The organism is Cedecea sp. NFIX57, assembly GCF_900177785.1.
GTDB lineage: Bacteria > Pseudomonadota > Gammaproteobacteria > Enterobacterales > Enterobacteriaceae > Cedecea > Cedecea neteri_C.
Map to the genome: position 1 here is coordinate 200,868 of NZ_FXAS01000004.1, position 23,297 is coordinate 224,164.

General features: G+C 54.5%; 25 protein-coding genes. 13 read left to right on the forward strand and 12 right to left on the reverse strand.

Annotated elements, in window-relative coordinates:
- Window positions 1-37 precede the first annotated feature (37 nt).
- Together yczE and B9Y90_RS04850 are read left to right on the forward strand one after the other, a co-directional pair.
- Window positions 38-652 (forward strand): membrane protein YczE, encoded by a 615-nt coding sequence (gene yczE, locus B9Y90_RS04845; protein WP_039296519.1) that lies wholly within the window; start codon window positions 38-40, stop codon window positions 650-652.
- A gap of 62 nt (window positions 653-714) precedes the next feature.
- Window positions 715-1,533: a GNAT family N-acetyltransferase gene (locus tag B9Y90_RS04850; RefSeq protein ID WP_085540394.1), complete on the forward strand. Its 819-nt coding sequence runs from the start codon at window positions 715-717 to the stop codon at window positions 1,531-1,533.
- A gap of 37 nt (window positions 1,534-1,570) precedes the next feature.
- Here the strand turns inward: B9Y90_RS04850 and gdhA are convergent, their stop codons facing one another.
- Window positions 1,571-2,914 (reverse strand): NADP-specific glutamate dehydrogenase, encoded by a 1,344-nt coding sequence (gdhA, locus tag B9Y90_RS04855; RefSeq protein WP_085540395.1) that lies wholly within the window; start codon window positions 2,912-2,914, stop codon window positions 1,571-1,573.
- 252 nt (window positions 2,915-3,166) lie between these two features.
- The gene (locus B9Y90_RS04860; protein WP_085540396.1) at window positions 3,167-5,395 is read right to left on the reverse strand and encodes a TonB-dependent siderophore receptor; all 2,229 of its coding nucleotides are present in this window, start codon (window positions 5,393-5,395) and stop codon (window positions 3,167-3,169) included.
- A 390-nt stretch (window positions 5,396-5,785) separates the two neighbouring features.
- Here B9Y90_RS04860 and cstA point away from each other — a divergent pair, with 390 nt between their 5' ends.
- The 7 genes from cstA (at window position 5,786) to B9Y90_RS04890 (ending at window position 11,393) form a co-directional block, all read left to right on the forward strand.
- The gene (cstA, locus tag B9Y90_RS04865) at window positions 5,786-7,891 is read left to right on the forward strand and encodes a pyruvate/proton symporter CstA (RefSeq protein ID WP_085540397.1); all 2,106 of its coding nucleotides are present in this window, start codon (window positions 5,786-5,788) and stop codon (window positions 7,889-7,891) included.
- Window positions 7,892-8,011: 120 nt separating this feature from the next.
- Window positions 8,012-8,209, forward strand: a complete 198-nt coding sequence (locus tag B9Y90_RS04870) for a YbdD/YjiX family protein (RefSeq protein ID WP_085540398.1) — start codon at window positions 8,012-8,014, stop codon at window positions 8,207-8,209.
- Window positions 8,210-8,334: 125 nt separating this feature from the next.
- Window positions 8,335-8,433 (forward strand): ilvB operon leader peptide IvbL, encoded by a 99-nt coding sequence (ivbL, locus tag B9Y90_RS26345; RefSeq protein WP_071842708.1) that lies wholly within the window; start codon window positions 8,335-8,337, stop codon window positions 8,431-8,433.
- A gap of 108 nt (window positions 8,434-8,541) precedes the next feature.
- Entirely contained in the window at window positions 8,542-10,230 is a 1,689-nt protein-coding gene (ilvB, locus tag B9Y90_RS04875; protein ID WP_085540399.1) for an acetolactate synthase large subunit, read from the forward strand.
- Window positions 10,231-10,233: 3 nt separating this feature from the next.
- Window positions 10,234-10,530 (forward strand): acetolactate synthase small subunit, encoded by a 297-nt coding sequence (gene ilvN, locus B9Y90_RS04880; RefSeq protein ID WP_008454697.1) that lies wholly within the window; start codon window positions 10,234-10,236, stop codon window positions 10,528-10,530.
- Window positions 10,531-10,738: 208 nt separating this feature from the next.
- Entirely contained in the window at window positions 10,739-11,101 is a 363-nt protein-coding gene (locus B9Y90_RS04885; RefSeq protein ID WP_085540400.1) for a type II toxin-antitoxin system RelE/ParE family toxin, read from the forward strand.
- Window positions 11,091-11,393, forward strand: coding sequence for an addiction module antidote protein (locus tag B9Y90_RS04890; protein WP_085540401.1), 303 nt, complete (start codon window positions 11,091-11,093; stop codon window positions 11,391-11,393). The genes B9Y90_RS04885 and B9Y90_RS04890 overlap by 11 nt, the downstream gene beginning before the upstream one ends.
- Window positions 11,394-11,400: 7 nt before the next feature.
- Here B9Y90_RS04890 and lldD read toward each other — a convergent pair whose 3' ends face one another.
- From lldD to B9Y90_RS04915, 5 genes are all read right to left on the reverse strand, one after another.
- Window positions 11,401-12,543: an FMN-dependent L-lactate dehydrogenase LldD gene (lldD, locus tag B9Y90_RS04895; protein ID WP_085540402.1), complete on the reverse strand. Its 1,143-nt coding sequence runs from the start codon at window positions 12,541-12,543 to the stop codon at window positions 11,401-11,403.
- Window positions 12,540-13,328, reverse strand: a complete 789-nt coding sequence (gene lldR / locus B9Y90_RS04900; RefSeq protein ID WP_085540403.1) for a transcriptional regulator LldR — start codon at window positions 13,326-13,328, stop codon at window positions 12,540-12,542. The genes lldD and lldR overlap by 4 nt, the downstream gene beginning before the upstream one ends.
- A complete protein-coding gene (gene lldP, locus B9Y90_RS04905; protein ID WP_085540404.1) occupies window positions 13,325-14,980 on the reverse strand; it encodes an L-lactate permease in 1,656 nt (551 codons plus the stop codon). The genes lldR and lldP overlap by 4 nt, the downstream gene beginning before the upstream one ends.
- A 216-nt stretch (window positions 14,981-15,196) precedes the next feature.
- Window positions 15,197-15,937: an SDR family oxidoreductase gene (locus tag B9Y90_RS04910; protein WP_085540405.1), complete on the reverse strand. Its 741-nt coding sequence runs from the start codon at window positions 15,935-15,937 to the stop codon at window positions 15,197-15,199.
- Window positions 15,938-15,950: 13 nt separating this feature from the next.
- Window positions 15,951-16,346, reverse strand: a complete 396-nt coding sequence (locus B9Y90_RS04915) for a (R)-mandelonitrile lyase (protein WP_085540406.1) — start codon at window positions 16,344-16,346, stop codon at window positions 15,951-15,953.
- A 157-nt stretch (window positions 16,347-16,503) separates the two neighbouring features.
- On the opposite strand from B9Y90_RS04915, the gene B9Y90_RS04920 reads away from it, so the two are divergent.
- The gene (locus B9Y90_RS04920; protein ID WP_085540407.1) at window positions 16,504-17,397 is read left to right on the forward strand and encodes a LysR family transcriptional regulator; all 894 of its coding nucleotides are present in this window, start codon (window positions 16,504-16,506) and stop codon (window positions 17,395-17,397) included.
- A 234-nt stretch (window positions 17,398-17,631) separates the two neighbouring features.
- Here B9Y90_RS04920 and B9Y90_RS04925 read toward each other — a convergent pair whose 3' ends face one another.
- Entirely contained in the window at window positions 17,632-18,516 is an 885-nt protein-coding gene (locus B9Y90_RS04925) for a LysR substrate-binding domain-containing protein (RefSeq protein WP_085540408.1), read from the reverse strand.
- 200 nt (window positions 18,517-18,716) lie between these two features.
- On the opposite strand from B9Y90_RS04925, the gene B9Y90_RS04930 reads away from it, so the two are divergent.
- The 3 genes from B9Y90_RS04930 to B9Y90_RS04940 all read left to right on the forward strand — a co-directional run bounded on the left by B9Y90_RS04930 (window position 18,717) and on the right by B9Y90_RS04940 (window position 20,619).
- Entirely contained in the window at window positions 18,717-19,724 is a 1,008-nt protein-coding gene (locus B9Y90_RS04930; RefSeq protein WP_085540409.1) for a D-cysteine desulfhydrase family protein, read from the forward strand.
- Between the two features lie 28 nt (window positions 19,725-19,752).
- Window positions 19,753-20,247 (forward strand): OmpA family protein, encoded by a 495-nt coding sequence (locus tag B9Y90_RS04935; RefSeq protein ID WP_085540410.1) that lies wholly within the window; start codon window positions 19,753-19,755, stop codon window positions 20,245-20,247.
- A gap of 120 nt (window positions 20,248-20,367) precedes the next feature.
- The gene (locus B9Y90_RS04940) at window positions 20,368-20,619 is read left to right on the forward strand and encodes a hypothetical protein (RefSeq protein WP_139827342.1); all 252 of its coding nucleotides are present in this window, start codon (window positions 20,368-20,370) and stop codon (window positions 20,617-20,619) included.
- A gap of 289 nt (window positions 20,620-20,908) precedes the next feature.
- Here the strand turns inward: B9Y90_RS04940 and B9Y90_RS04945 are convergent, their stop codons facing one another.
- Genes B9Y90_RS04945 through B9Y90_RS04960 form a run of 4 tightly spaced genes read right to left on the reverse strand, consistent with a single transcriptional unit; the run spans window position 20,909 to window position 23,261 of the window.
- Window positions 20,909-21,379 carry a DoxX family protein gene (locus tag B9Y90_RS04945; protein ID WP_085540411.1) on the reverse strand — a complete coding sequence of 157 codons (471 nt, stop codon included), beginning with the start codon at window positions 21,377-21,379 and terminating at the stop codon, window positions 20,909-20,911.
- A gap of 19 nt (window positions 21,380-21,398) precedes the next feature.
- Window positions 21,399-22,145, reverse strand: coding sequence for an HvfC/BufC N-terminal domain-containing protein (locus B9Y90_RS04950; RefSeq protein ID WP_085540412.1), 747 nt, complete (start codon window positions 22,143-22,145; stop codon window positions 21,399-21,401).
- On the reverse strand, window positions 22,142-22,978 hold the full coding sequence (gene bufB, locus B9Y90_RS04955) for an MNIO family bufferin maturase (protein ID WP_176227843.1): 837 nt from the start codon (window positions 22,976-22,978) through the stop codon (window positions 22,142-22,144). Before bufB ends, B9Y90_RS04950 begins: the two co-directional genes overlap by 4 nt.
- Before the next feature lie 16 nt (window positions 22,979-22,994).
- Window positions 22,995-23,261 (reverse strand): BufA1 family periplasmic bufferin-type metallophore, encoded by a 267-nt coding sequence (locus B9Y90_RS04960; RefSeq protein ID WP_008460533.1) that lies wholly within the window; start codon window positions 23,259-23,261, stop codon window positions 22,995-22,997.
- Window positions 23,262-23,297: the final 36 nt, after the last annotated feature.

Below are 23,297 nucleotides of genomic sequence, written 5' to 3' on the forward strand. Positions count from 1 at the left end.
GTATAGCCATAAAAACACAATGAGGATCTTTGTCATGATGGCTCGTCGCCTGCTGCAGCTTTATACCGGCCTGGTCTTTTACGGCATTTCAACCGCCATGTTCGTTCGTGCCGATTTGGGCGCGGACCCGTGGAACGTTTTCCACCTCGGCGTGGCGAGGCTTTTCTCGCTCAACCTTGGGCTGGTGATGATTATTGTAGGGGCGCTGGTGTTGCTGTTGTGGATCCCGCTGCGCCAGCGGCCAGGGCTTGGCACCATCAGCAACGTGATTGTGTTAGGTCTGGCGGCGGATGCCACGCTGGCGCTAATGCCGCCGCTGGAATCGCTTCTTGCGCGTTCCGTTTTGCTGGTCGGCGCTTTGGTGGTTAACGCCCTGGCGACGGGGATGTATATCGGCGCAGGCTTTGGTGCCGGGCCTCGAGATGGCCTGATGACCGGGATCCATGCCAGAACAGGCTGGTCGGTGCGCAGCGTGCGTACCGCCATCGAAGTGACCGTACTGATCTCCGGCTGGTTGATGGGCGGCAGTTTTGGCGTGGGGACCGTGCTTTATGCGTTAGCTATCGGGCCTCTAATTCAGCTTTGCCTGCCATGGTTCCGCGTTAAGCCGTTGAATAACACAGCGACCGCTGCACCGGAAGCTACATCCTGACCCCGTAACTGTGCTAAACAGTCTCTTCCGGAGAATAATATTCGCTTAAAACGGGAGAGAGCATGCGGCACGAGATTGTGAGTAAACCAGCTCTAAACTGGAACAGCTTTCAGCTGGCAGAGATATTAACCCACTGTTTTGAACAGTACGTGGTGCCTTTTCGTCTGGAAGGCGAAACCTTCGGCTGGCGTTTTGTCTCTGAAGATTTTTTCCCAGGCGACAGCCCTATATGGCTTTACCGTGGGGAACCCAAAGCGATGGCGCTGATTACCCGACGCGGGCAAACCTGCCGCCTGGCCGCGTTTGCGATTCGCCCGGAACTGCGAGGGCAGGGATTAGGCAAGATCTTCATTCAGCAGCTCATTGATGCCGCGCGCGCACGTGGGGATAAGCAATTTTATCTGGAAGTGATTTTAGGCAACGAAGGCGGGCTGGCGCTCTATGAGCGAATGGGTTTTGTACCCAAGCAAACGCTGGTGGGCTTTCAGTCCTCCGGCGTGCCTGAAGGTGAAGTTGACGGCGAGCTGCTGGAAATCGATCCACTGCAAATGACCCGTAGAATGATAGCCGCTAACGATGGACCGCTGCCGTGGCTTTGCGCGGCTGAAACGCTGTATAAGCTGCCCGGTAAGGCTTTTGTACTGGATGAAGTGGCTTACGCGATGGTCGTTCCCGGTGAGATACCGAAGCTCAGAGGGCTGTTTGTTGAGCCGCATGCGCGACGTTCGGGGAAGGCGAAAAAACTGCTGACGTTGCTGCAGCATCGTTTCCCTGGGTTAGTGACTATTCCCAGCCTGCCCGAAACCGTTGCGCCGTTATTTTTAAGCAGCGGCTTTACCCTGGATAAGATCCGACAGTACGAGATGAAGCATACCTTGTAGACAGAGAAGGTGAGGGCGAATACCCTCACCCTGCAAGTTACAGCACGCCCTGAGCCAGCATCGCGTCCGCAACTTTTACAAACCCGGCGATGTTTGCGCCGCGAACGTACTGGGTTTGTTTTCCTTCACCGCCGTAATCCACACAGGCCTGGTGAATATCAAGCATGATGTGGTGCAGGCGAATATCCACTTTTTCGGCCTTCCAGCCCAGACGGGCCGCATTCTGCGCCATTTCCAGCCCGGATGTTGCCACGCCGCCTGCGTTTGCTGCTTTGCCTGGTGCAAACAGCACGCCAGCCTCCACAAACAGATCCGTCGCAGCAATTGTGGTTGGCATATTTGCCCCTTCGGCGACTGCCTTCACGCCGTTGTTAATAAGCGTTTGAGCAGCATCGATGTCCAGTTCGTTCTGTGTTGCACAAGGCAGAGCGATATCGACAGGTACGCTCCACGGCTGCTGGCCTTCCAGATAAGTCAGGCCAAATTCACGGGCATAATCGGCGACGCGGCCATCGCGGCTGGCTTTGATTTCGCACAGGCGGGCCAGTTTCTCTGCGTTAAAGCCTGCTTCATCTACCACTGTGCCGTTGGAGTCAGACGCCGTGACCACGCGAGCGCCGAGCGACATGGCTTTTTCAATCGCATACTGAGCGACGTTGCCGGAGCCGGAAACCGCCACGCGCATGCCTTCAAAGCCCAGTCCGTGGCGCTGCAGCATGGCATCGGTGAAGTAGATCAGGCCGTAGCCGGTCGCTTCCGGGCGGATCAGACTGCCGCCGAACGACAGCCCTTTGCCGGTAAACACGCAGGCAGTGTTGTTGGAGAGTTTTTTCATCATCCCCGCCATGTAGCCGACTTCGCGACCGCCAACACCGATATCACCCGCCGGGACGTCGGTGTCCGGGCCTAGATGGCGATAAAGCTCCAGCATCAGCGCCTGGCAAAAACGCATGATTTCGCCTTCGCTTTTGCCCTTTGGATTAAAGTCGCTGCCGCCTTTGCCGCCGCCCATTGGCAGCGTGGTGAGGGCGTTTTTAAAGGTCTGCTCAAAGCCGAGGAATTTGAGGATCGACAGATTAACGGAAGGGTGGAAGCGCATTCCACCTTTGAATGGGCCAATGGCTGAGTTGAACTGCACGCGCCAGGCCCGGTTCACCTGCACCTGATTGTTATCATCCACCCAAGCGACGCGGAACTGAATCACACGCTCCGGCTCGACCAGACGTTCGAGCAGCGCCTGCTGGCGGTATTGCGGATTGTTTTCCAGAAACGGCCACAGGGTGCTCATCACTTCGCGAACCGCCTGAGCGAATTCTACCTGGTGCGGATCTCGGGACTGTACTGAGGTTAAAAAGTCTTCGAGAGAGAATGTTTGAGCCATCAGAGGTAACTCCTTGTTGAAGATTGTGTTGTCGGTCTTTTTTTGGGTTATTTTTCGACTATAACATTTTCTTATGAACGGGCATCAAGCGATTTTTTCACCGGGAAGGCAATAAAGAAGAGAAGCGTTTAGTCGGGCTATTAACCCTAAAAAAATCTAAATTTCGGTCTAATAACAGACAATAAATTGTGTTCTCTGTTTTTCGGCGGTTGACGATCAATTTGGGAGGCTTATTAGCCTCCCAAACCGAGCTTAGAAGTGCGTGTTGACGCTCATATAGTACGTGCGGCCAGGCTCGTTGTAAGTCTCCGCGCCAGCGCCGTACATGTAGGACTTAGTGGTGTCATTCCCGGTGGTCTGGGCGTTACCCGCGCGCCAGTGGCGCTTATCCAGCAGGTTGTCGATCCCGGCGGTGAAGCTGACGTTTTTGGTCGCATCCCAGGTCGCGCTCATGCCAAGGATGCTATAAGGGCTGACCTCGTTGGTATCGCTGCCGGTGACAGGATCTCCCTTATAGTTGTACTTCTTCGGTGCCTGTTTGCCGTACCACGTCAGGGTGCTTTGCAGCGAAATGTCCGGGCGAACCTGCCAGCTCAGCGTGGAGTTAAGCGTGTATTCAGGGATGATCGACAGGCGATCGCCCGTTTCCTTGTTTTTGCTTTGCAACATGTAAGTCAGGTTGTTATTCCAGCTTACGGTCTCCGTCAGCGGCAGATTAATCGTGCCTTCAAGACCTTCCACCACCGCTTTAGGCACGTTGCCCCACTGGTAGATGTCGGTTTTCTTGCTGTTAGAGGCAATAGGCGAATAGCCGGATTCAATTTTGTTGCGATAGTCGTTCCGGAACCAGGTAATCCCGGCCTGATAGCCGTCGCGCTTGAACTCCAGGCCAATTTCTTTGTTGACGCTGGTTTCGGCTTTTAGATCCTCATTCCCCATCAGGTAACACGCCCCGGCGCTGGCCGCACAGCCCTGACCGCGGCTGTAAAGAATGTAGTTCGGGTTGGTCTGATACAGACTTGGCGCTTTATAAGCCCGGGCAATACCGAGTTTCAGCGTCAAGTCTTCCACCAACTCCTGGCTCAGATTCAGCGACGGGCTCCAGTTATCCCCCACGATGGAGTGATGATCGAAGCGCAGCCCCGGCGTCAGCATGGTGCTGCTGGTTAGCTCCATATTGTTTTCGGCAAACAGAGAGAAGATCTCCGCTTTGGAATAAGGGCTTCGGCTGGTGGATGAGAGCCCCGGAATCGGCCCGCCTTCACTTAACGACTGGGTGTTGGACGTACCGTCTTTCATGCGCTGCTGATTCCATTCGCTACCGACTGTGAGGTTTTGATTCACCAACAGGGTAAACGGAATGCTTGCTTCGCTGTGCAGCATGACATCGCTGAGATCGATATCTGAGAACTGGTTGTTGGAGAAAATCCCCTCCGTGCCGCCAGCCAGGCCTTCATTTATGCGCGAGTTACGGGTGTGTTCGTATTGTGCATAGGTGTTGGTGGTGACGCCGTTGTCCCAGCCGCCGGTCCAGGTGACGGCATAGGTCTGGCGGTAGAGGCGGTTGGTCTCTTTGCCGTAGTTATCCTTCACCAGCTGGCTGGTATTTGTATTTTGTGTATCACCTGAGTAAAGGTTGCCCTGGCGGCTGTAGCCGGTTTCAAACTCCAGGGCTTGCATCGGGGCGAATTCCCAGCGAATCATCCCGTTCAGGTCTTTATGGATAACGCCTTCGCGGCCCGCAGGCAGCGTGTTAGCGTAAGAGCCGGTGCGCAGCGACTGGTGCCCCTGGTTGATGTCCCAGGCGTCCGCCTGCGTTTTATCCAGGTTGCCGTAGAGGCGGAAACTCACGTCGTCACCGAGCGGTCCGGTCAGGCTGAAGTTGGTGCGCTTCGTTGCGCCTTCATCTTTATGCTCCGGGGCATTGAAATAGGTATTCCAGCTGCCGTGGAACTCGTTGCTGCTGCGTTTGGTGATGATATTCACCACGCCGCCTGCAGCCCCGTTGCCGTAGCGGGCCGCTGCCGGGCCACGCAGGACCTCAATGCGTTCGATCATTTCCGGTGGAACCCAGGAGGCATCGCCGCGGGTATCACGCTCGCCGCGCCAGCCCAGTCGCACTGAATTACGGCTGGTAACCGGTTTCCCATCAACCAGAATCAGCGTGTTTTCTGGCCCCATGCCGCGAATGTCGATCTGGCGACCGTTGCCGCGCTGCCCGCTGGTGGAGTTGCCGGTCAGGTTAACCCCCGGCATGGTGCGAATGATCTCTGAGACATCTCGCGCGACCGGGTGCTTCTTTAGTTCGTCGGAAGTAATCACCGACACGCCGGGCGCCTGCAGCGTTTGCTGGGCTGCGGTGACGACTAGCGTATCTTCGTTTTCAGCGGGGGTTGCCTCTGCTGCTGCCGCTGAAAAAGCGGTGCCGTAGAGGCCCAGACTCACCAGTGTGGCGAGGGAGTACGATAATGTATTATTCATTATTTATCCTGAGTGTCACCGCCTGCGTCCCTGAAGCTCCTTTCCCAAACGAGGAAGGACGCGGCAAAAGTGCCTGGAGTTGAAAGTGCGGAAACACGCTATTGCAAATGAAAACAATTATCAATATCTTTCTCGATTGACATTTAAAACCAATTAATTCCGCTAATTAATCATCCATCGTTATCAATCTCCGAGTTAACCATTCACCAACCTGATACTCCACAATTGACCTGCCGACTTTACGGTTGCGAAACATATTTAGGTGATCTCATTAACAAACTGAGGTAAATGCCCCGCGTTTTGCCCCCTTCCGATTGTGAGAACCGCTATTCCAGGCTAGATACAAAATGTAACAACTCTCGGTATCCACTTAGAAAACGGACAAAATTGATGGATAGATTTGGGAAACACCTCGTCTGGGTCGTGCTTGCTTTGATAGGCGCATTCGCCCTCGGCTATATCGCACTGAATCGCGGTGAACAGATAAATGCGCTGTGGATTGTTATTGCCTCAGTTTGTATCTACCTGATTGCCTATCGTTACTACGGTTTGTTTATCGCTAAACGCGTGCTGACGGTGGATGCCACGCGCATGACGCCGGCCGTGCGAAACAATGACGGTCTTGACTACGTCCCAACGGATAAAAAAGTGCTGTTCGGCCACCATTTTGCCGCTATAGCCGGGGCTGGCCCGCTGGTGGGGCCGGTGCTTGCCGCACAAATGGGTTACCTGCCGGGGATGATTTGGTTGCTGGCTGGCGTGGTGCTGGCGGGTGCCGTGCAGGACTTTATGGTGTTGTTTGTCTCCACGCGTCGCAACGGGCGTTCGCTGGGGGAGTTAGTTAAAGAAGAAATGGGCAATACAGCGGGAGTTATCGCGCTGGTCGCTTGTTTTATGATTATGGTGATTATCCTCGCCGTGCTGGCAATGATCGTGGTGAAGGCGCTAACCCACAGCCCGTGGGGGACTTACACCGTGGCCTTTACCATCCCGCTGGCGCTGTTTATGGGCGTTTATATTCGCTATTTGCGCCCGGGGCGTATCGGTGAAGTGTCGGTGATTGGCCTGGTGATGCTGGTGTTTGCTATTATTTCCGGCGGTTGGGTGGCGGAGAGCCCAACCTGGGCGCCGTACTTTGACTTTACGGGCGTGCAGCTCACCTGGATGCTGGTAGGGTACGGTTTTGTGGCCTCGGTGCTGCCGGTCTGGCTGCTGCTGGCCCCGCGTGATTATCTCTCCACATTCCTGAAAATCGGTACCATCATCGGGCTGGCGATCGGCATTTTGATCATGCGCCCGACGCTGCAAATGCCATCATTAACAAAATTCATCGATGGTACCGGCCCGGTCTGGAGCGGCGATCTGTTCCCGTTCCTGTTTATTACCATCGCCTGCGGGGCCGTTTCCGGCTTCCACGCGCTGATTGCTTCCGGCACCACGCCGAAAATGCTGGCGAACGAAAATCAGGCCTGTTTCATTGGCTATGGCGGCATGTTGATGGAGTCCTTCGTGGCGATCATGGCGCTGGTGGCGGCCTGCGTTATCGACCCAGGCGTCTACTTTGCGATGAACAGCCCAATGGCGGTATTGGCGCCTGCTGGTACGGCGGATGTTGTGGCTTCTGCCGCGCAAGTGGTGAGCGGCTGGGGCTTCCATATCACCCCGGAAACGCTGACCAACATCGCCAACGAAGTGGGCGAACAGAGCATCATCTCCCGCGCCGGTGGGGCACCAACGCTGGCCGTTGGCATGGCGTATATTCTGCATGGCGCGCTCGGCGGGTTGATGGACGTCTCGTTCTGGTACCACTTTGCCATCCTGTTTGAAGCGCTGTTTATTCTGACGGCGGTGGATGCCGGGACTCGTGCGGCGCGCTTTATGCTGCAGGACCTGCTGGGCGTGATCTCTCCGGGGCTGAAACGGACGGACTCACTGCCGGCCAACCTGCTTGCCACCGGGCTTTGTGTACTCGCCTGGGGTTACTTCCTGCACCAGGGCGTGGTCGATCCGCTCGGCGGCATTAACACGCTGTGGCCGCTGTTCGGTATCGCCAACCAGATGCTGGCGGGTATGGCGCTGATGCTGTGTGCCGTGGTGTTGTTCAAAATGAAGAAGCAGCGCTATGCCTGGGTGGCGCTGATGCCGACCGCCTGGCTGCTGGTGTGTACCTTAACCGCTGGCTGGCAGAAAGCGTTCAGCTCGGATGCAAAAGTGGGCTTCCTCGCCATTGCCAATAAGTTCCAGGCGATGATCGACAGCGGTAATATTCCGGCGCAGTACACGCAGTCGCAGCTCAGTCAGCTGGTGTTTAACAACCGCCTGGATGCGGGGCTGACGATCTTCTTTATGGTGGTAGTTGTGGTGCTTGGCTGGTTCTCGCTGAAAACTGCGCTTAAGGCGCTGAAGTCTGAGCACCCGACGTCGAGCGAAACGCCGTATGAGCCGATGCCTGAGAATTATCAGGCGATTGTGGCGCAGGCGAAGAGCGTGCACTGATTTTTATCCTCACCGTGGCCCTCTCCCTGGAATGGAAAGGGGATAAGTCGAGCTTTTTTATTTCCCCCCTCTCCCCTTTGGGGAGAGGGCCGGGGTGAGGGGCAACCCACTGGAGGCACCATGTTCGACACTCTGTCGAAAGCCGGAAAATACCTTGGCCAGGCCGCGAAGCTGATGATTGGCGTACCGGATTACGACAATTACGTACAGCACATGCGCCAGACGCATCCTGAGCAGACGCCAATGACCTATGAAGAATTTTTCCGCGAGCGGCAGGATGCACGCTACAGCGGTAAAGGCGGCGGACGCTGCTGCTAAAACTTTGCATTTAACAAAAATGTGACATTTAGCTCGTTTTTTAGCGGACAGAAAAAATCCTGTTGTGCGAAACCGGCGAGTATGATTTTATCAATATCGACTTTTAACCTTGATTCAGGAAACCCATGACTCATTCCCTGCAGACTTCGACCCTACTAGTTACCGCGCTACCAGCCGCGGTGGTCGTCGTGCGTGTGGTGGTGGTCGTCGGCAATGCGCCGTAGGGACTGAATCAACGCATCGATTCCAAACCCCGCCGGCGCAAACCGGGCGGGGTTTCTTGTTTTAAGTGCCTGCCCAGAAGCGAACCGGCTAATTAGAAGGACTGGAGCATGGCAATTTCGGACACACCCTCACAACGCATCACAGGCGCCCAGCTGATTGTAAAAATGCTGGAACATCATGGGATTACAACGGTTAGTGGCATTCCCGGTGGCACCGTTCTGCCGCTCTATAATGCCTTGAGCCAAAGCCCCCGCATTCGCCACGTACTGGCTCGCCACGAGCAGGGCGCGGGATTTATGGCGCAGGGCATGGCGCGTACTAGCGGCAAACCAGCAGTCTGCATCGCCTGCAGCGGGCCGGGTGCCACAAACCTTGTTACTGCTATTGCCGACGCGCGGCTCGATTCCATTCCCCTGGTTTGTATTACCGGCCAGGTACCGACTTCAATGATTGGCGCCGATGCTTTCCAGGAAGTGGACACCTACGGTATTTCGATTCCTATCACCAAACATAACTACCTGGTGCGCAGTATTGACGAGCTGCCACGGGTGATTACTGACGCGTTCCGTATCGCGCAGTCCGGCCGCCCTGGACCGGTTTGGATCGATATTCCTAAAGATATTCAGACCGCTGAAATCGACATCGCCGAACTGCCGGAGGTAGCTGCGCCTTCCGCTGCCCCTGCTTTTGACCACCAGGACATCGCCCGTGCGGCGGCGATGATCAACGAAGCCAAACGCCCGGTGCTTTATCTGGGCGGCGGCATTATCAGCGCTGGAGCAGCGGAACAGGCGCGCGAACTGGCGGAACGTGCCGGGCTGCCGACAACCATGACGCTGATGGCGCTGGGGACGATCCCCGCCCGGCACCCACTTTCTTTGGGAATGCTGGGAATGCACGGCGCGCGGAGCACCAACTTTATCCTGCATGAAGCAGATCTTCTGATCGTGCTTGGCGCTCGCTTTGACGATCGCGCCATTGGTAAAACGGAAGAGTTTTGCCCGAATGCCAAAATTATCCACGTTGATATCGATCGCGCCGAGCTGGGCAAAATTAAGCAGGCGAATGTGGCGATTCGCGGTGACGTGCGTGAAGTGCTGAGCCAGCTTATTCCGCAAACCAAAAATGCCCAACGCAGCGAGTGGCTGCAAACGGTAGGCGAGTTGCAGCGCGAGTTCCCGTTTGCCACGCCGGGGGCGGATAACCCGCTGATGCCTTACGGGCTAATCAAAGCCGCTGCGGCCTGCGTAGACGATGAGGCTATTGTTACCACCGACGTAGGCCAGCACCAGATGTGGGTGGCTCAGGCTTATCCGCTCAACCGTCCGCGCCAGTGGCTGACGTCCGGCGGCCTGGGCACCATGGGCTTTGGCTTACCGGCAGCGGTTGGTGCGGCGCTGGCCGAACCAGGCCGTAAAGTCCTGTGCTTCTCCGGCGACGGCAGCCTGATGATGAATATCCAGGAGATGGCGACGGCAGCGGAAAACAATCTGGATGTAAAAATCATCCTGATGAACAACCAGGCGCTGGGGCTGGTACATCAGCAGCAAACGCTGTTCTACCAGCAGAATATTTTCGCCGCGACTTACCCTGGCATGACAGATTTCCTGACTATCGCCCGCGGCTTTGGCCTGGCAACCTGCGACCTGAACCAGGCGGAAGATCCGCAGGCCGCGCTGCAGGAAGCGATTTCTCGCCCAGGGCCTTGCCTGATTCACGTTCGTATCGACGCAGATGAAAAAGTCTATCCAATGGTACCGCCGGGTGCCGCCAATACTCAGATGATTGGAGAGTAAGTTATGCAGCAATCTATCACTAAACAATCAACCGTCATTCTGGAACTCACGGTGCGCAACCACCCGGGCGTGATGTCACATATCTGCGGCTTGTTTGCCCGCCGTGCATTTAACGTGGAAGGTATCCTTTGTTTACCTTTGCCTGAAGGCGATCAGAGCCGCATCTGGCTGCAGGTAGCGGACGATCAGCGGCTGGAGCAGATGGTCAGCCAGGTCGATAAGCTGGAGGATGTGGTGCAGATCATTCGCCACGCCGATGACCCAGGCATCTTTAACCGCCTGACCGCATTTGTGCAGTAAATAAACCAGGGGCTTTCAGGCATTTTTTTGAAAGCCCCGCATTCGAATGCATAACTCCCCGGAAGCCGTGTCGTAAACCCCGCATATCAAAGAACGATTTCAACCAACCTCAAGTAAGAATCCGTTAGCCTGCCCTGAGAAAAATAAGCGCGATTAAATTTTGTTCGTGCTTGTCTGTTGCTTTAAAGCTACAATCAGGGAGTCAAGGATGAACATGATTACGTTCTTCAAAACGAAAGAAGGAAAAACGCCGTTCAAAGCCTGGCTAAAGGCGTTAAAAGATGCGAGAGCAAAAACCAAAATAGTCATGAGGATTGACCGACTTTCCTTTGGTAACCCTGGCGATCATAAACCCTGTGGACAGGGCGTATGGGAAATGCGTATCGATGAAGGGCCAGGCTATAGGGTGTACTACGCCCAGGACGGCAAAGCAGTCTGGCTGCTGCTGCTGCTGCTGCTGCTGCTGCTGCTGCTGCTGCTGGCGGGGGGAGATAAACGCAACCAACAGGCGGATATCGAACGTGCAAAAGAATGGTGGTTTGAACATCAAGGGAGAAAAAATGAAATTTAGCGAATTTGATCAAACGGTTATTGATATGCTCCGCGACGATCGTGCCTTCGCCGTGGAGTACCTGAAAGAAGCTTTTATTGGGCTGGACAGTGACGACGGCGAGGCGGTGTTTCTTATTGCCATGCGCCGGCTGGTGGAAGCCAGAGGGGGTTTTGCGGAGATTGCCAGAGCGGCAAACCTAAACCGAGAAACGCTGTACCGCACGCTGTCCGAGCGTGGAAACCCCACCATCAAAACCACCAAAAAGGTTCTGCACGCGGTGGGGATTCATTTTTCAGAGATTGCGGGCTAACCGCACGTTATAAACCCTGGCGAACCAGCAGCTCAGGTGTGATTTCGGCAATCGATTTTGCGCCGGTGAGCGTCATCGCCACGCGCATCTCTTTCTCCATTAAATTCAGCAGATTGCTGACGCCAGCTTCGCCGTGAGTGGCGAGCGCATAAAGGAAAGCACGCCCCAGCAACACCGTGTCCGCGCCAAGTGCAATCATACGCACCACGTCCAGGCCGTTACGGATGCCGCTGTCCGCCAGAATGGTAATATCGCCTTTTACCGCATCGGCAATGGCGGGCAGGGCGCGGGCGGAAGAGAGCACGCCGTCCAGCTGGCGGCCGCCGTGGTTAGACACTACGATCCCGTCGGCGCCAAAGCGCACCGCATCACGCGCATCTTCCGGGTCGAGGATACCTTTAATCACCATCGGGCCATCCCAGAATTCTCGGATCCACTCCAGGTCTTTCCAGGAAATGGACGGGTCGAAGTTATTGGCCAGCCAGCCAATATAATCCTCCAGCCCGGTTGGTTTTCCGAGATAGGTGGAGATATTGCCCAAATCGTGAGGGCGGCCGTTTAAGCCAACATCCCATGCCCACTGCGGGTGCGTCACCGCCTGGAGATAACGTCGCATCGCGGCATTAGGGCCGCTCATACCTGAATGTGCATCCCGATAGCGCGCGCCGGGCGTCGGCATATCGACGGTAAATACCAGCGTGGAGCATCCGGCGGCTTTGGCTCGCTCCAGCGCGTTGCGCATAAAGCCGCGATCCTTCAGCACATAAAGCTGGAACCACATCGGGCGGTTAATCGCTGGCGCGACTTCCTCAATCGGGCAAACGGACACCGTAGAGAGGGTGAATGGAATGCCTTTTGCTGCGGCCGCTTTTGCGGCCTGAACTTCCCCCCGGCGGGCGTACATCCCACAAAGCCCCACGGGGCCAAGGGCTACGGGCATGGAGAGCGTTTCATTGAATAGCTGGGTTTCCAGACTCAGCGCCGACATGTTTTTCAGGACGCGCTGCTTGAGCGCCACCTGGGCCAGATCTTCCACGTTGCGCTTCAGCGTATGTTCGGCATAGGCTCCGCCGTCAATGTAGTGGAATAAAAAGGGCGGCAGAATGCGCTCGGCGGCGGCACGGTAGTCGGTTGCTGCGGAAATAATCATCGTTTCTTTTCCCTTATTTCATCACTTGCTTCGTCCGGGAGGCGGGTAATACGTGCCTGACGGGCTTCGTCTTCCTGCAGAGTTTTGATGGTGGCGTGGACGTAGCCGAGATGCGACTGGGCGGCTCGCCTTGCGCGCTCGGCGTCTCCGGCCAGAATCGCCTGCAATAATTCGTCGTGCTGCTCGGTCAGCCCGGCAAAAATGGCCGGGACGGTGTACATGCGTTGGCGGCTATGCAGCACCGAAGATTGCAGCAGGTCGAAGAACCCGCGCATGGTCTGCAGCAGCACGATATTGTGGGAGGCTTCGGCAATCGCCAGGTGAAACCTGACGTCGGCCTGGGCGGCTAAATCAGGATCATCGCTCTCTTTAAATTTGAGCGTGGCATCGAAGCAGGTAATCAGCTTTTCTTTGTCGGCCTGAGTTGCCCGCATGGCGGCATACCAGGCCGTGCTGCCTTCAATGGAGTGTCTCGCTTCGAGGATATCCAACTGATAATTAGGGTCGCCCTCGACCAGCGTTTTCAGCGGCTGCACGATGCGCTGTTCCGACCATTGTTCGGTCTGGTAGCGCAGATAGGTGCCGCCGCCGCGTCTGCTGGCCAGCACGCCTTCGCCAATCAGCTTTTGAATCGCCTCGCGTAAAATCGAGCGTGAACAGCCCAGTTCGGCGGCCAGCTGGCGTTCGGCAGGCAACCGCATGCCCGCCTCCAGGTTACGTTCTTCAATCAGCGCCTTAACACGCTCAACCATCTGGTCGGCAAGGCGCGGCACAGCTTGGGTCATGGGATCATCCAGGTTAAAACATAGGCCTGCAGCGTGGTAATTACCCCCACCATGCAGGTGAAAATCAGGCTGTGCTTCACGGTGAAGCGGAACAGGTCTGACTCTTTTCCGACCAGTCCCACCGCCGCACAGGCAATGGCTATCGACTGCGGCGAAATCATCTTCCCGGTTACGCCGCCGGTGGTATTGGCCGCCACTAACAGCAGGTCCGACACGCCAATCTGCTGCGCGGTCGTGGCCTGCAGCGCGGCAAACAGCGCGTTAGACGAGGTGTCCGATCCGGTGAGAAACACGCCCAGCCAACCAAGGAACGGCGAAAAGAAAGTAAAGGCGTGGCCGGTATGCGCCAGCGCCAGGGCTAGAGTCGCCGACAGCCCGGAATAGTTGGAGATGAAAGCAAACGCCAGCACCATACCAATGGAGTAAATCGGTAGCGCCAGCTCCTTGAGCGTTTCCCCAAAGGTCGCCAGCGCCGCTTTCGGCTTCATGCGCAGGTAAACAATGGAGATCAGCGCCGCGACAAGAATTGCCGTACCAGTGGCTGACAGCCAGTCGAACTTAAACACTGCGGCGTAAGGCACACTGGCGGCAACGACCGGCGGCATTTTGGCGACCAGGTTATCCAGGAACGGCACCGGGAAATTATAGACCCAGTCCGCCATCGCGCCGCCTTTGGCGAACAGCGCTTTAAACGGCGGAATGCTCCACAGCGTAACCGTGGCCGTTAAAAACAGGAACGGCATCCAGGCTTTGACAATCTGCCCGGTCGTGTATTTCTGCGAAGACTGCTCCTGTACGGTTGCAGCCGCGTCCTCGCTATCAAAGCGGAAAATGCGCACCGGCTTCCAGACCCGCAGGAAAGCCGTCAGGCACACCAGCGACACCAGCGAAGAGATGATGTCCGGCAGCTCGGGGCCGATAAAGTTAGAGCTGAGATACTGGGCGATAGCAAACGAGCCGCCAGCCACGATCACCGCAGGCCAGGTCTCTTTGATTCCGCGCCAGCCGTCCATAATCGCCATGATCCAGAACAGCACAATGATCGTCAGGAACGGCAGCTGACGGCCTACCATCTGGCCGATTTCGAAGCTGTCTAGGCCGGTAACCTGCCCGGCAACAATAATTGGGATCCCCATCGCGCCGAAGGCCACCGGCGCGGTGTTGACGATCAGACACAAACCCGCAGCGTACAGCGGCTTAAACCCGAGGCCGACCAGCAGGGCTGCGGTAATGGCAACCGGCGCACCAAACCCGGCCGCCCCTTCCAGAAACGCGCCAAACGAGAAACCGACGATCAGCATTTGCAGGCGCTGGTCCGGGGTAATCGACAGAATGGAAGAGCGAATAATGTCGAACTGCCCGGTTTTGACCGAAATTTTGTAGACAAACACCGCAGCAACAATAATCCAGGCGATGGGCCACAGGCCGTAGAAGAACCCGTACACCACCGAGGCAATCGCGCGATCCACCGGCATGCGGTATAAAAACAGGGCAACCAGCAGGGCGATAAATACTGTGAGCGTTGCCGCTTTGTAGCCCTTCATCCGTAGCTTAATCAGCGCGAAGAAGAAAAACAGAATTGGGAGCGCGGCAATCAGGCTCGACAGCCAGATATTCCCGAGCGGGTCGTAGAGTTGGGGCCAGACTTGCATGCAGGTGTTCTCCAGGGTGAGGCGTTTATCGTTTTTTATTAGATTGGTAGGACCAATTTTGCTTTGTAGAGCAAATGATGGCTAATGGTTAATCTTGTGTTAACGGATGGCAACGGCCTGGTGAGTGTTTATCGGCGTTTTGTAGAAAAGGGCACGTTTTTAGTTAGATTGGTAGGACCAAAAACCTCTCCTCCGGGCGGAAGAGAGGCTGAAATGTTAAAGCTCCTGGCGGGTAGGGCGGAACAGAATTTCGTTGATATCGACATCCTCAGGTTGGCTGATGGCGAAGGCGACCACGCTCGCAAACGATTCGGCTGAGATCGCGACCTCGTCATAGAATTGTTGAATATTTGCCGCCACGTCCGCTTCGGTAATGCTGGCGACCAACTCACTTTCAACCGCCCCAGGCGAGATGATTGTCGTGCGGATGTTGTAAGGTTTTACCTCCTGACGCAGCCCTTCAGATATCACCCGAACCGCCGTTTTGGTGGCCGCGTAAACTGCGCTGCCCGGGCGAACCTTATGGCCCGCGACGGAAGAGGTATTGATTATGTGGCCGCTTTTTTGCTGCTGCATATAAGGCAGAGCGGCGGCAATGCCGTACAACACGCCCTTAAGGTTGACGTCGATCATCGCGTTCCAGTCATCAAACTTTTTGCGTTCCAGCAGTGAATGCGGCATCAGGCCCGCATTGTTGACCATCACATCGATCCGTCCATACAGCGCCACGGCTTTATCGACCAGCGCCTGCACCTGCTCAGGCTGAGTCACATCGGTCTGCACTGCGGCCTCAGGGGGCAGGTTAAGATCCTGCGCCAGCTTTTTTAACCGCTCCAGACGACGAGCGCCCAGCACCAGCTTAGCCCCGTCTTTTACCAGACGACGCACCAGAGCTTCACCCAGCCCGCTGCTGGCACCGGTGATAATAACCACTTTGTTTTCAATGCCCTGAGCCATGTTTCCTCCGTCGCTATTTTCTGTACTGTTCATCGCTGACTTTTTCCAGCCACTCCACGGGGCTGCCGTTTAAGGACTCGGCAATGGCAATATGCGTCATCGCAGTGTCGGGTGACGCGCCGTGCCAGTGTTTGACCCCTTCGGGGATCCAGGCGATATCGCCCTGATTCAGTTCCTGAATTTCCTGGCCCCATTCCTGTAGCCGCCCACGCCCCTGCGTCACGATCAACGTTTGGCCAAGCGGATGCGTATGCCAGGCCGTCCGTGCGGCAGGCTCAAAGGTGACAATGGCCCCGCCAACGCGGGCGTTTTCTGTACCGCTGAAAGGCGAATCAATGCGTACTGTGCCGGTGAAATAACTTTCCGGGCCCTGCTGTGAAGGTTGTGAACCGCTGCGGATAATTTTCATTAAATGCTCCAGTCGATAAGGTCATCGCTCGTTGTCATAAGGTAGGCCCGAACGCTGTAGAGGACTAGCCGGGGAAAAGTACAAGAGCTTATGAATCCAGTTCATGAATCTCGCTATACTGGGGATATTCCGTTCCTTAGTGAGGCTTGTTTCGGCCATGCTGAAAGAAAATTTCAACGATCTAATGTCATTTATTGAAGTGGCTCGTGAGCGCAGTTTTACCCGAGCAGCGGCAAAACTGGGTGTGTCCCAGTCTGCGCTTAGCCACGCGATCCGTGGCCTTGAGGAGCGTCTTCAGCTGCGTTTACTTACACGCACCACGCGCAGCGTCGCGCCAACTGAAGCGGGTGAAAAGCTGCTTGCCAGCTTGTCGCCTCGATTTGCAGATCTTGAGAACGAGCTGGTTGCGTTGAGCGAAATGCGCGAGCGGCCGGCCGGGAATATTCGGCTGAACGCGGCGGAACACAGCATGCAGTCGGTTTTATGGCCGGTGTTGAAAACTTTCGTGGTCGACTACCCGGATATCAACGTGGAAATCAGCGTGGATAACGCCCTGACCGATATTGTTAGCGGGCAGTTCGATGCCGGGATTCGTCTCGGTGAGCAGGTGGCAAAGGATATGGTTGCCGTGCGCGTTGGCCCGGAACTCACTATGTCGGTCATTGGTTCCCCGGCCTATTTTGCGAAGCATGGCTACCCGGCAACGCCGCAGGATCTCCAGCAACATAATTGCATCAATATGCGGCTGCCGACACGGGGGGGACTGTATGCGTGGGAATTCGAAAAAGACGGGCGTGAGCTAAAAATTCGCGTGGACGGGCAGTTAACGTTCAACAGCCTGCGTCAGCGCATTGATGCTGCCCTGCAAGGCCTCGGCCTGGCATTTGTGCCGAGCGACACGGTTTGCGATGAACTTGCCGAAGCGCGGCTGATCCGGGTTCTGGAGGCCTGGTGCAAACCTTTCCCCGGTTATTACCTTTACTACCCCAGCCGCAAGCAGCACACAACCGCCTTCTCCCTGCTGGTGGATGCGTTGAGATACTCTTCCTGAGCAGTTGGTGATAAGCGGATTTTATTCTGGTTCAGCGATACCAAAGCCTGAAAATGCGCAGCCACTTTTTTTAGCCATCTTCGTAACTTATTGATTTATCAATTCATCGGCGTCATGCCCAAAAAAAGGGTATCAAGGGTAAAAGAGACAGCTTTATCTGTTGCAGCAAAGCGTTAGCTGTGAAAAGCTCTTGTTCACTGCCGTACAGGCAGCCTTATGCCGCGGAAATCGCCCCTACGCAGAACATTTCTCAAGCGTAAACTGGATAAAACGATCCAGTTTCGGCACAACGTTTTTCTTCATTGGGTAGAGTAAATGTACGGGGCGCGGTGAGGGAAGGTAGTCCTCCAGCAGTGCAACCAGCCTGCCTGCTTTAATATCTGCCTCAATTAAAAATCGTGGCTGCATCAGAACGCCGTTATTTTTTAGCGCCGCCTCCCGCAAGGCATAGCCATCGTTGCTGCGCATGACCCAGCTATCAGGCCACGGAATTTCCTGGCCATCATGTCGCAAGCGCCAGGTGAAATTATTGTTCCACGTCGAGTGTGAAAGCAGGCGGTGGTGGTGCAAATCATCAGGTGTCTGCGGCACGCCATACTCTTCCAGATACGCAGGCGTGGCACAAATCGACATAGAATAATTAAGCAGTGATTTAGCAACCAGGGCGTAATCGCGTAAATAGCCAATACGAAATGCGCAGTCGTACCCCTCAGAAATCAGGTCGACAGGGTGGTTATTCAGGATCAGCTCAACCTGAATCTTCGGATACAGGCTCATAAATTCAGCCACAATCGGGGCGACTATCTCTTTCCCCAGCGTCATCGGGGCGCTGACGCGAAGCAGCCCCTGAGGCTCGGCCTGCAAACCTTCTATTACCTCGTAGCTTTCATTCACTTTGGCGATGATGGACAAGGCATATTCATAGAATATTTGGCCGGGGTGCGTCACCGTCATGGTGCGGGTTGTGCGCTGTAATAGTTCAGTTTTTAGTTCTTTTTCAAGCGCATGAATATATTTCGTTACCATGACAACCGAAATTTCTAATTTCTTTGCTGCAGCAGTAAACGTTTTCTCTTCAACGACACAGGTAAAAATCTCCATCGCCCTAAATTTGTTCATTTTTAACCTCTGGTTAAATCAGTATAAACTTTGTGTGGATTTATTTTTTCTTCGTTTTTGGTTATTTTTCTCGGCGAGTTTTTAAGCGCGGTAAAGAAAAGTGCGTTCTTATGAATCCAGAGTGAGTAACATGCTTTTTATTAAGGTTATGTATTTGCCCTGTGATTTGTCAAGCATATCTGCTGAGGTGTTTACTGATTATGTCTAAATTCACTTTTCCTGGAAAGAAAAAATTAATTGATAGCGTAACACCGATTATCAGACTGAATAATTTTGAGCGTTCTCTTGACCTTGTTCATGATGAAATAAAAATATACGTCAAACGAGATGATTTGACAGCCTTAGGCGGCGGCGGGAATAAAACAAGGAAGCTTGAATACCATTTGCATCAGGCTGCATTAACAGGAGCGACAAAAATCGTCACCACCGGCGGATTGCAGTCAAACCACGCGCGTTTAACCGCGGCGTGCTGTGCTCACCAAAACATTCCTTGTACATTGATTCTTTCGAACAACGTCGCCATTCAGGATGATGAGTACCAGTCGAATGGTAATCTTCTGCTTGATTCATTATTTGGTGCTGAAATCATCAAGGCTTTACCGGGTGATAATTTCGGGGAGTTAACTGAATCAGTTATTTCTCAATATGAACAGGCCGGGGAGAAGGTTTATTTTATTCCGTTAGGTGGATCTACAGCGGTAGGCTGTATGGGATATGTTGATGCTGCGATTGAAATTGCTGAGCAAGAGCGCGAGATGGACACGACATTCACACATATTTATGTGGCGAATGGCAGTTCCGGGACGCAGGCAGGGCTTATCGCGGGTTTTACGCTTTTATCTCACCTTGTTTATATCAAAGGGTACTCTGTATTGTTTGATAAAGTTGTGACCCAACAAAATACGAAGCGATTGGTGACAGAAACGCTTGCCTTACAGGCATCGGCGTCAAGCGTATTTAGCGTAAATATTGATGATTCACAGCTAGGAAAGGGTTATGGCTTGATCACCAAAGACATGCGTGATGCATTGGAATGTTTAGCCAGAACGGAAGGGCTGTTGTTAGATCCGGTCTATTCGGGTAAGGCCTTTGCCGGGTTGATGCACGATCTCAAGGCCAAAAAAATTGCCCGAGGGGCAAATGTTCTTTTCGTTATGACGGGTGGCACTCCTGGCTTATTCGCCTATTCTCGCTATCTGCAAAATTAATTCATTGTTAAATTATCAGGAATAAAAAATGAGTGTAATGACTCGTCTGTTCTCCATTTTATTGTTGGCGCTTTCTCTTTCTGCCTGCCAGGGCTCACATACTGAAAGTAACAAGGCAGCAACGGATTATGCCGCTGAACTTGACAGCAGCGCAAGCTTTAGCCATCAACTATTATCGCTGTCTAAAAATAACATTATTTATTTTCCACTGGATAGCAGCGTGATAGCTGATGAATATACCGGGTATTTAAAAGCTACAGGAACGTTTCTGGCGAATAATCCAACGGTAGGTGTTGTTATTGAAGGGCATGCGGATGAGCGCGGCACCCCTGAATATAATATCGTGCTGGGCGAAAAAAGAGCAAGGACGGTCGAAAGCGTTCTGATAAGCTATGGCGTTCGTGCAGAACAGCTGGATATTGTTTCGTTTGGCAAATCACGCCCGGCTGTATTAGGCCACAATGAAACGTCCTGGAGCATGAACCGGCGCGCGGTATTAGATTTCCAGGAACTTCCTGAGTAACAAGGTTTGTCTCTTTTGTATCGGGTTACCGTATTACGCACTTTTTATTTTCTGTGGCTGGCTTATTGTTCTCCCGCGGTGGCAATGCAGCAATATGTGCTTGATTGTCCCGGCCGAAACTTGATGACGGTAACGGTGACGGATTATGTGATTACGACGCTACACTGGGACAATGAATTTATCGTCGCTCCCCGAGCGATCAATACCGTTGATAAAAATCATGAAGCGTTGTCGGTGTATTTATTTGTGAATCAGGACGTGCTGACCATTAATCGTAGCCAGAATTTGTACCGTTTTGCATACCATAGCCAGCGAGTAGTGACCTGCCATAAGGTCAGAGATATTTCTGTCCGTGTCTGGAACCAGAAATAGGTTGTTGATGTTGTTTTGCCGGGCCCCCCGTTATGCCCGGCTTTTTTTTACTTTTTCAGGTCAATGTTCTACCCGTTCCTGGGCTGAATGTTTGCAGACCCTTTTTTCAGCCTTCTTCGTAACTCATTGATTTATAGGTTCAGCAGAGTCGCGTCCCCAAAAAGGGTATAAAAGGTAAAAGAGACAGCTTTATCTTTTACAACAAGGCGTTAGCTGTGAAAAGCTCTTGTCCACTGCCGTACAGGCAGCAGGCGAGGCGCTATGGTTTAAGTGCCTCGCCTCTCTTTTCTCACGCCAGCCTCAGAACCCTGTCCAGCGACCAGCGGCCTGCACCACGGGCGATAATTAGTATCAATAACCCGCCCCAGATCAGGTGCGTGGGCCATGCGTCCGGGTAGACAAAAATTTCAATCACCAGGGTCATAAACAGCAATCCCGTTGCGGCAAAGCGTGAAAACAATCCCAGCACCAGCAGAACAGGGAAGGTATGTTCGGCGAGCGTGGCCAGGTGCGCGGCGATATCATAGGGGATAAGCGGCAGCGCGTATTCGGTGCGAAACAGTTCGTAGGTGGACGGTTTTAACGTCATAAATCCCGTCACTTTTGTACGGCCGGAAAGGAAGAACACGGCGGCAATGCCCACGCGGGCTATCAGCAACAGCACGTTGTCGCTAACGTTTCTCTCTATGCGATTCCAAAGTCTATTCCACAGCGATCTCACGCCTTGTTCCGTCATTTTTTGTTCAGATACTTTCATCATTTAGCCTCAAAAAGTGTGATTAAGATGTGGCGAACACGCCGCTGCTAAGCAGGTTGCTGAAAAAAGGACCCAGGGCGAGGGTTGGCTCGGCAGCCAGGGCCTGTTCGCTAGCCTGATCGAGGGTTGCCCCCAAAAGGCAGGCGGTCAGGAAGACCGATCCGCCCTGGCTTAAGGGGGCGGCAAAAATGCGCTGCTGGCGGCGAACCAGCAAAGCGCCTTCGCCCTGCCAGTGAATCATCTCCGGCGCGGCGGTTTGTTCGCGGTTGAACTCCCAGAGCGTGAACACCGGCAGCGTGGGGTGCCAGTACCAGCGAACGCTGTCCCGCAGCCGCAATGATGTGCTGCCCAACTTGTCCGCCGTGATGTTTGCCAGCGCATGCACATCCAGCGGAGCCGAGGCAGGGGCGCAAAACACCTCCAGCCACAGCTTGTCCAGCTCGGCCACGGCGCTTAAATAGGTCAGTTCTCTGGCCGGAGGATAAGCGCTAATGAAGGCGGGGAAGGCGTCGCCATAGCGAACCAGTTCACCTTCGTTCGGGGGGCATTCAAGCGCATAGCCACGCGCCATTTCACGGAAAAAGTCGCTGCCGGTAAGCCTGGAAACGCTGGGGAAATTAGCCTCCAGGGCATCAACGCAGGCTTTGATCACGCTGTTGCGGTAAACGGCAAGGCCAGGCTGATGCTGAAGATGGCTTAGTTCGGATCTCGCCTCACCGTATAACAGGCCAATAAATGCCTCATGATAGCGGCTTAAGTAAGTGCTCATACGGCGGCTCCCATTGCGTCGAGGATGCGCTGCGCACGCTGTTGTTCAGCCAGCAACTCCCCGAAGGGCGGCAGACTGTCATCCCTTTCGATAAGCGTGGGTTTTGCTCCCGCCTGTTGAATAAATTGCGTATACAACCGCCAGACATCCTCAGATATCGACTGGTCGTGGCTGTCGATCAGCAAATCACTGCCCCCTTCGTCGGCGCTAAAGCCCGCCAGGTGGATCTCCGTGACGTGTTCGACCGGGAAACGGCTCAGCCAGGCTGCGGCCTCAAAGCCGAGGTTGTGGGCACTGAGCCAGACGTTGTTCAGATCCAGCAGCAGGCCGCACCCGCTTCGGCGACTGACTTCGTCGAGAAATTCGATTTCGTCCCACTCATGCTCCGGCATCTGCAAATAGTGCGTGGGATTTTCCAGTGAAAGCTGGCAGCCCAGCGCGTCCTGCGTGCGGTTAATGTTGTCGATAACCCGGTGCATCAATCGTGTTGTCCTCGGTACCGGCAGCAGATCGGGGTAATAAATCCCGTTCCACCGCGACCATGCGAGGTGCTCGGAAACCAGCGCCGGTTTAATGTCAGCCACTAGCGCTTTTAGCTGCGCGAGCAGTTGGGCGTCCGGCGGCTCGTCACCGGCCAGTGAAAGCGAAACGCCATGCAGTGAGATTGGGTGCTGCTGGCGGATGGCCGCCAGCCACTCTCTGCGCGGGCCACCCGCCATGAGATAATTTTCACTGTGAACCTCGAACCAGAGGGTAGATGGACTGGCCCAGGCGTCGGCGTAATGCTCGGGCTTAAGGCTTAATCCGGCACCTAAAGAGTGTGTCATAGTCATGGGAGTGGCCCTTTGATTAACCTTCGGTCAGCGAGCCGTGGCCATTCGGCGTTTGGATCGCTGTGCAGGTACCCGCCGGCACCATTTTGTAGGCGTTTTTCTGATAATCGACTTTGGATGTGCCTGCGCAGGTGGTGCCGGCCCCGGCCTTACAGTCGTTATCTGCGGCTTTGGCAATGCCAAAACAGCGCTCAAGGTTTGGCCCGGTTAATTCAGCGGCAAAAGAAGCCGCGCTGAAAGAAACCAAAGACAGGGCAATCGCGGACATAGCAATACGGTTCATCGTGTTCTCCAGATAATTAAAATGAATTTAGGATCG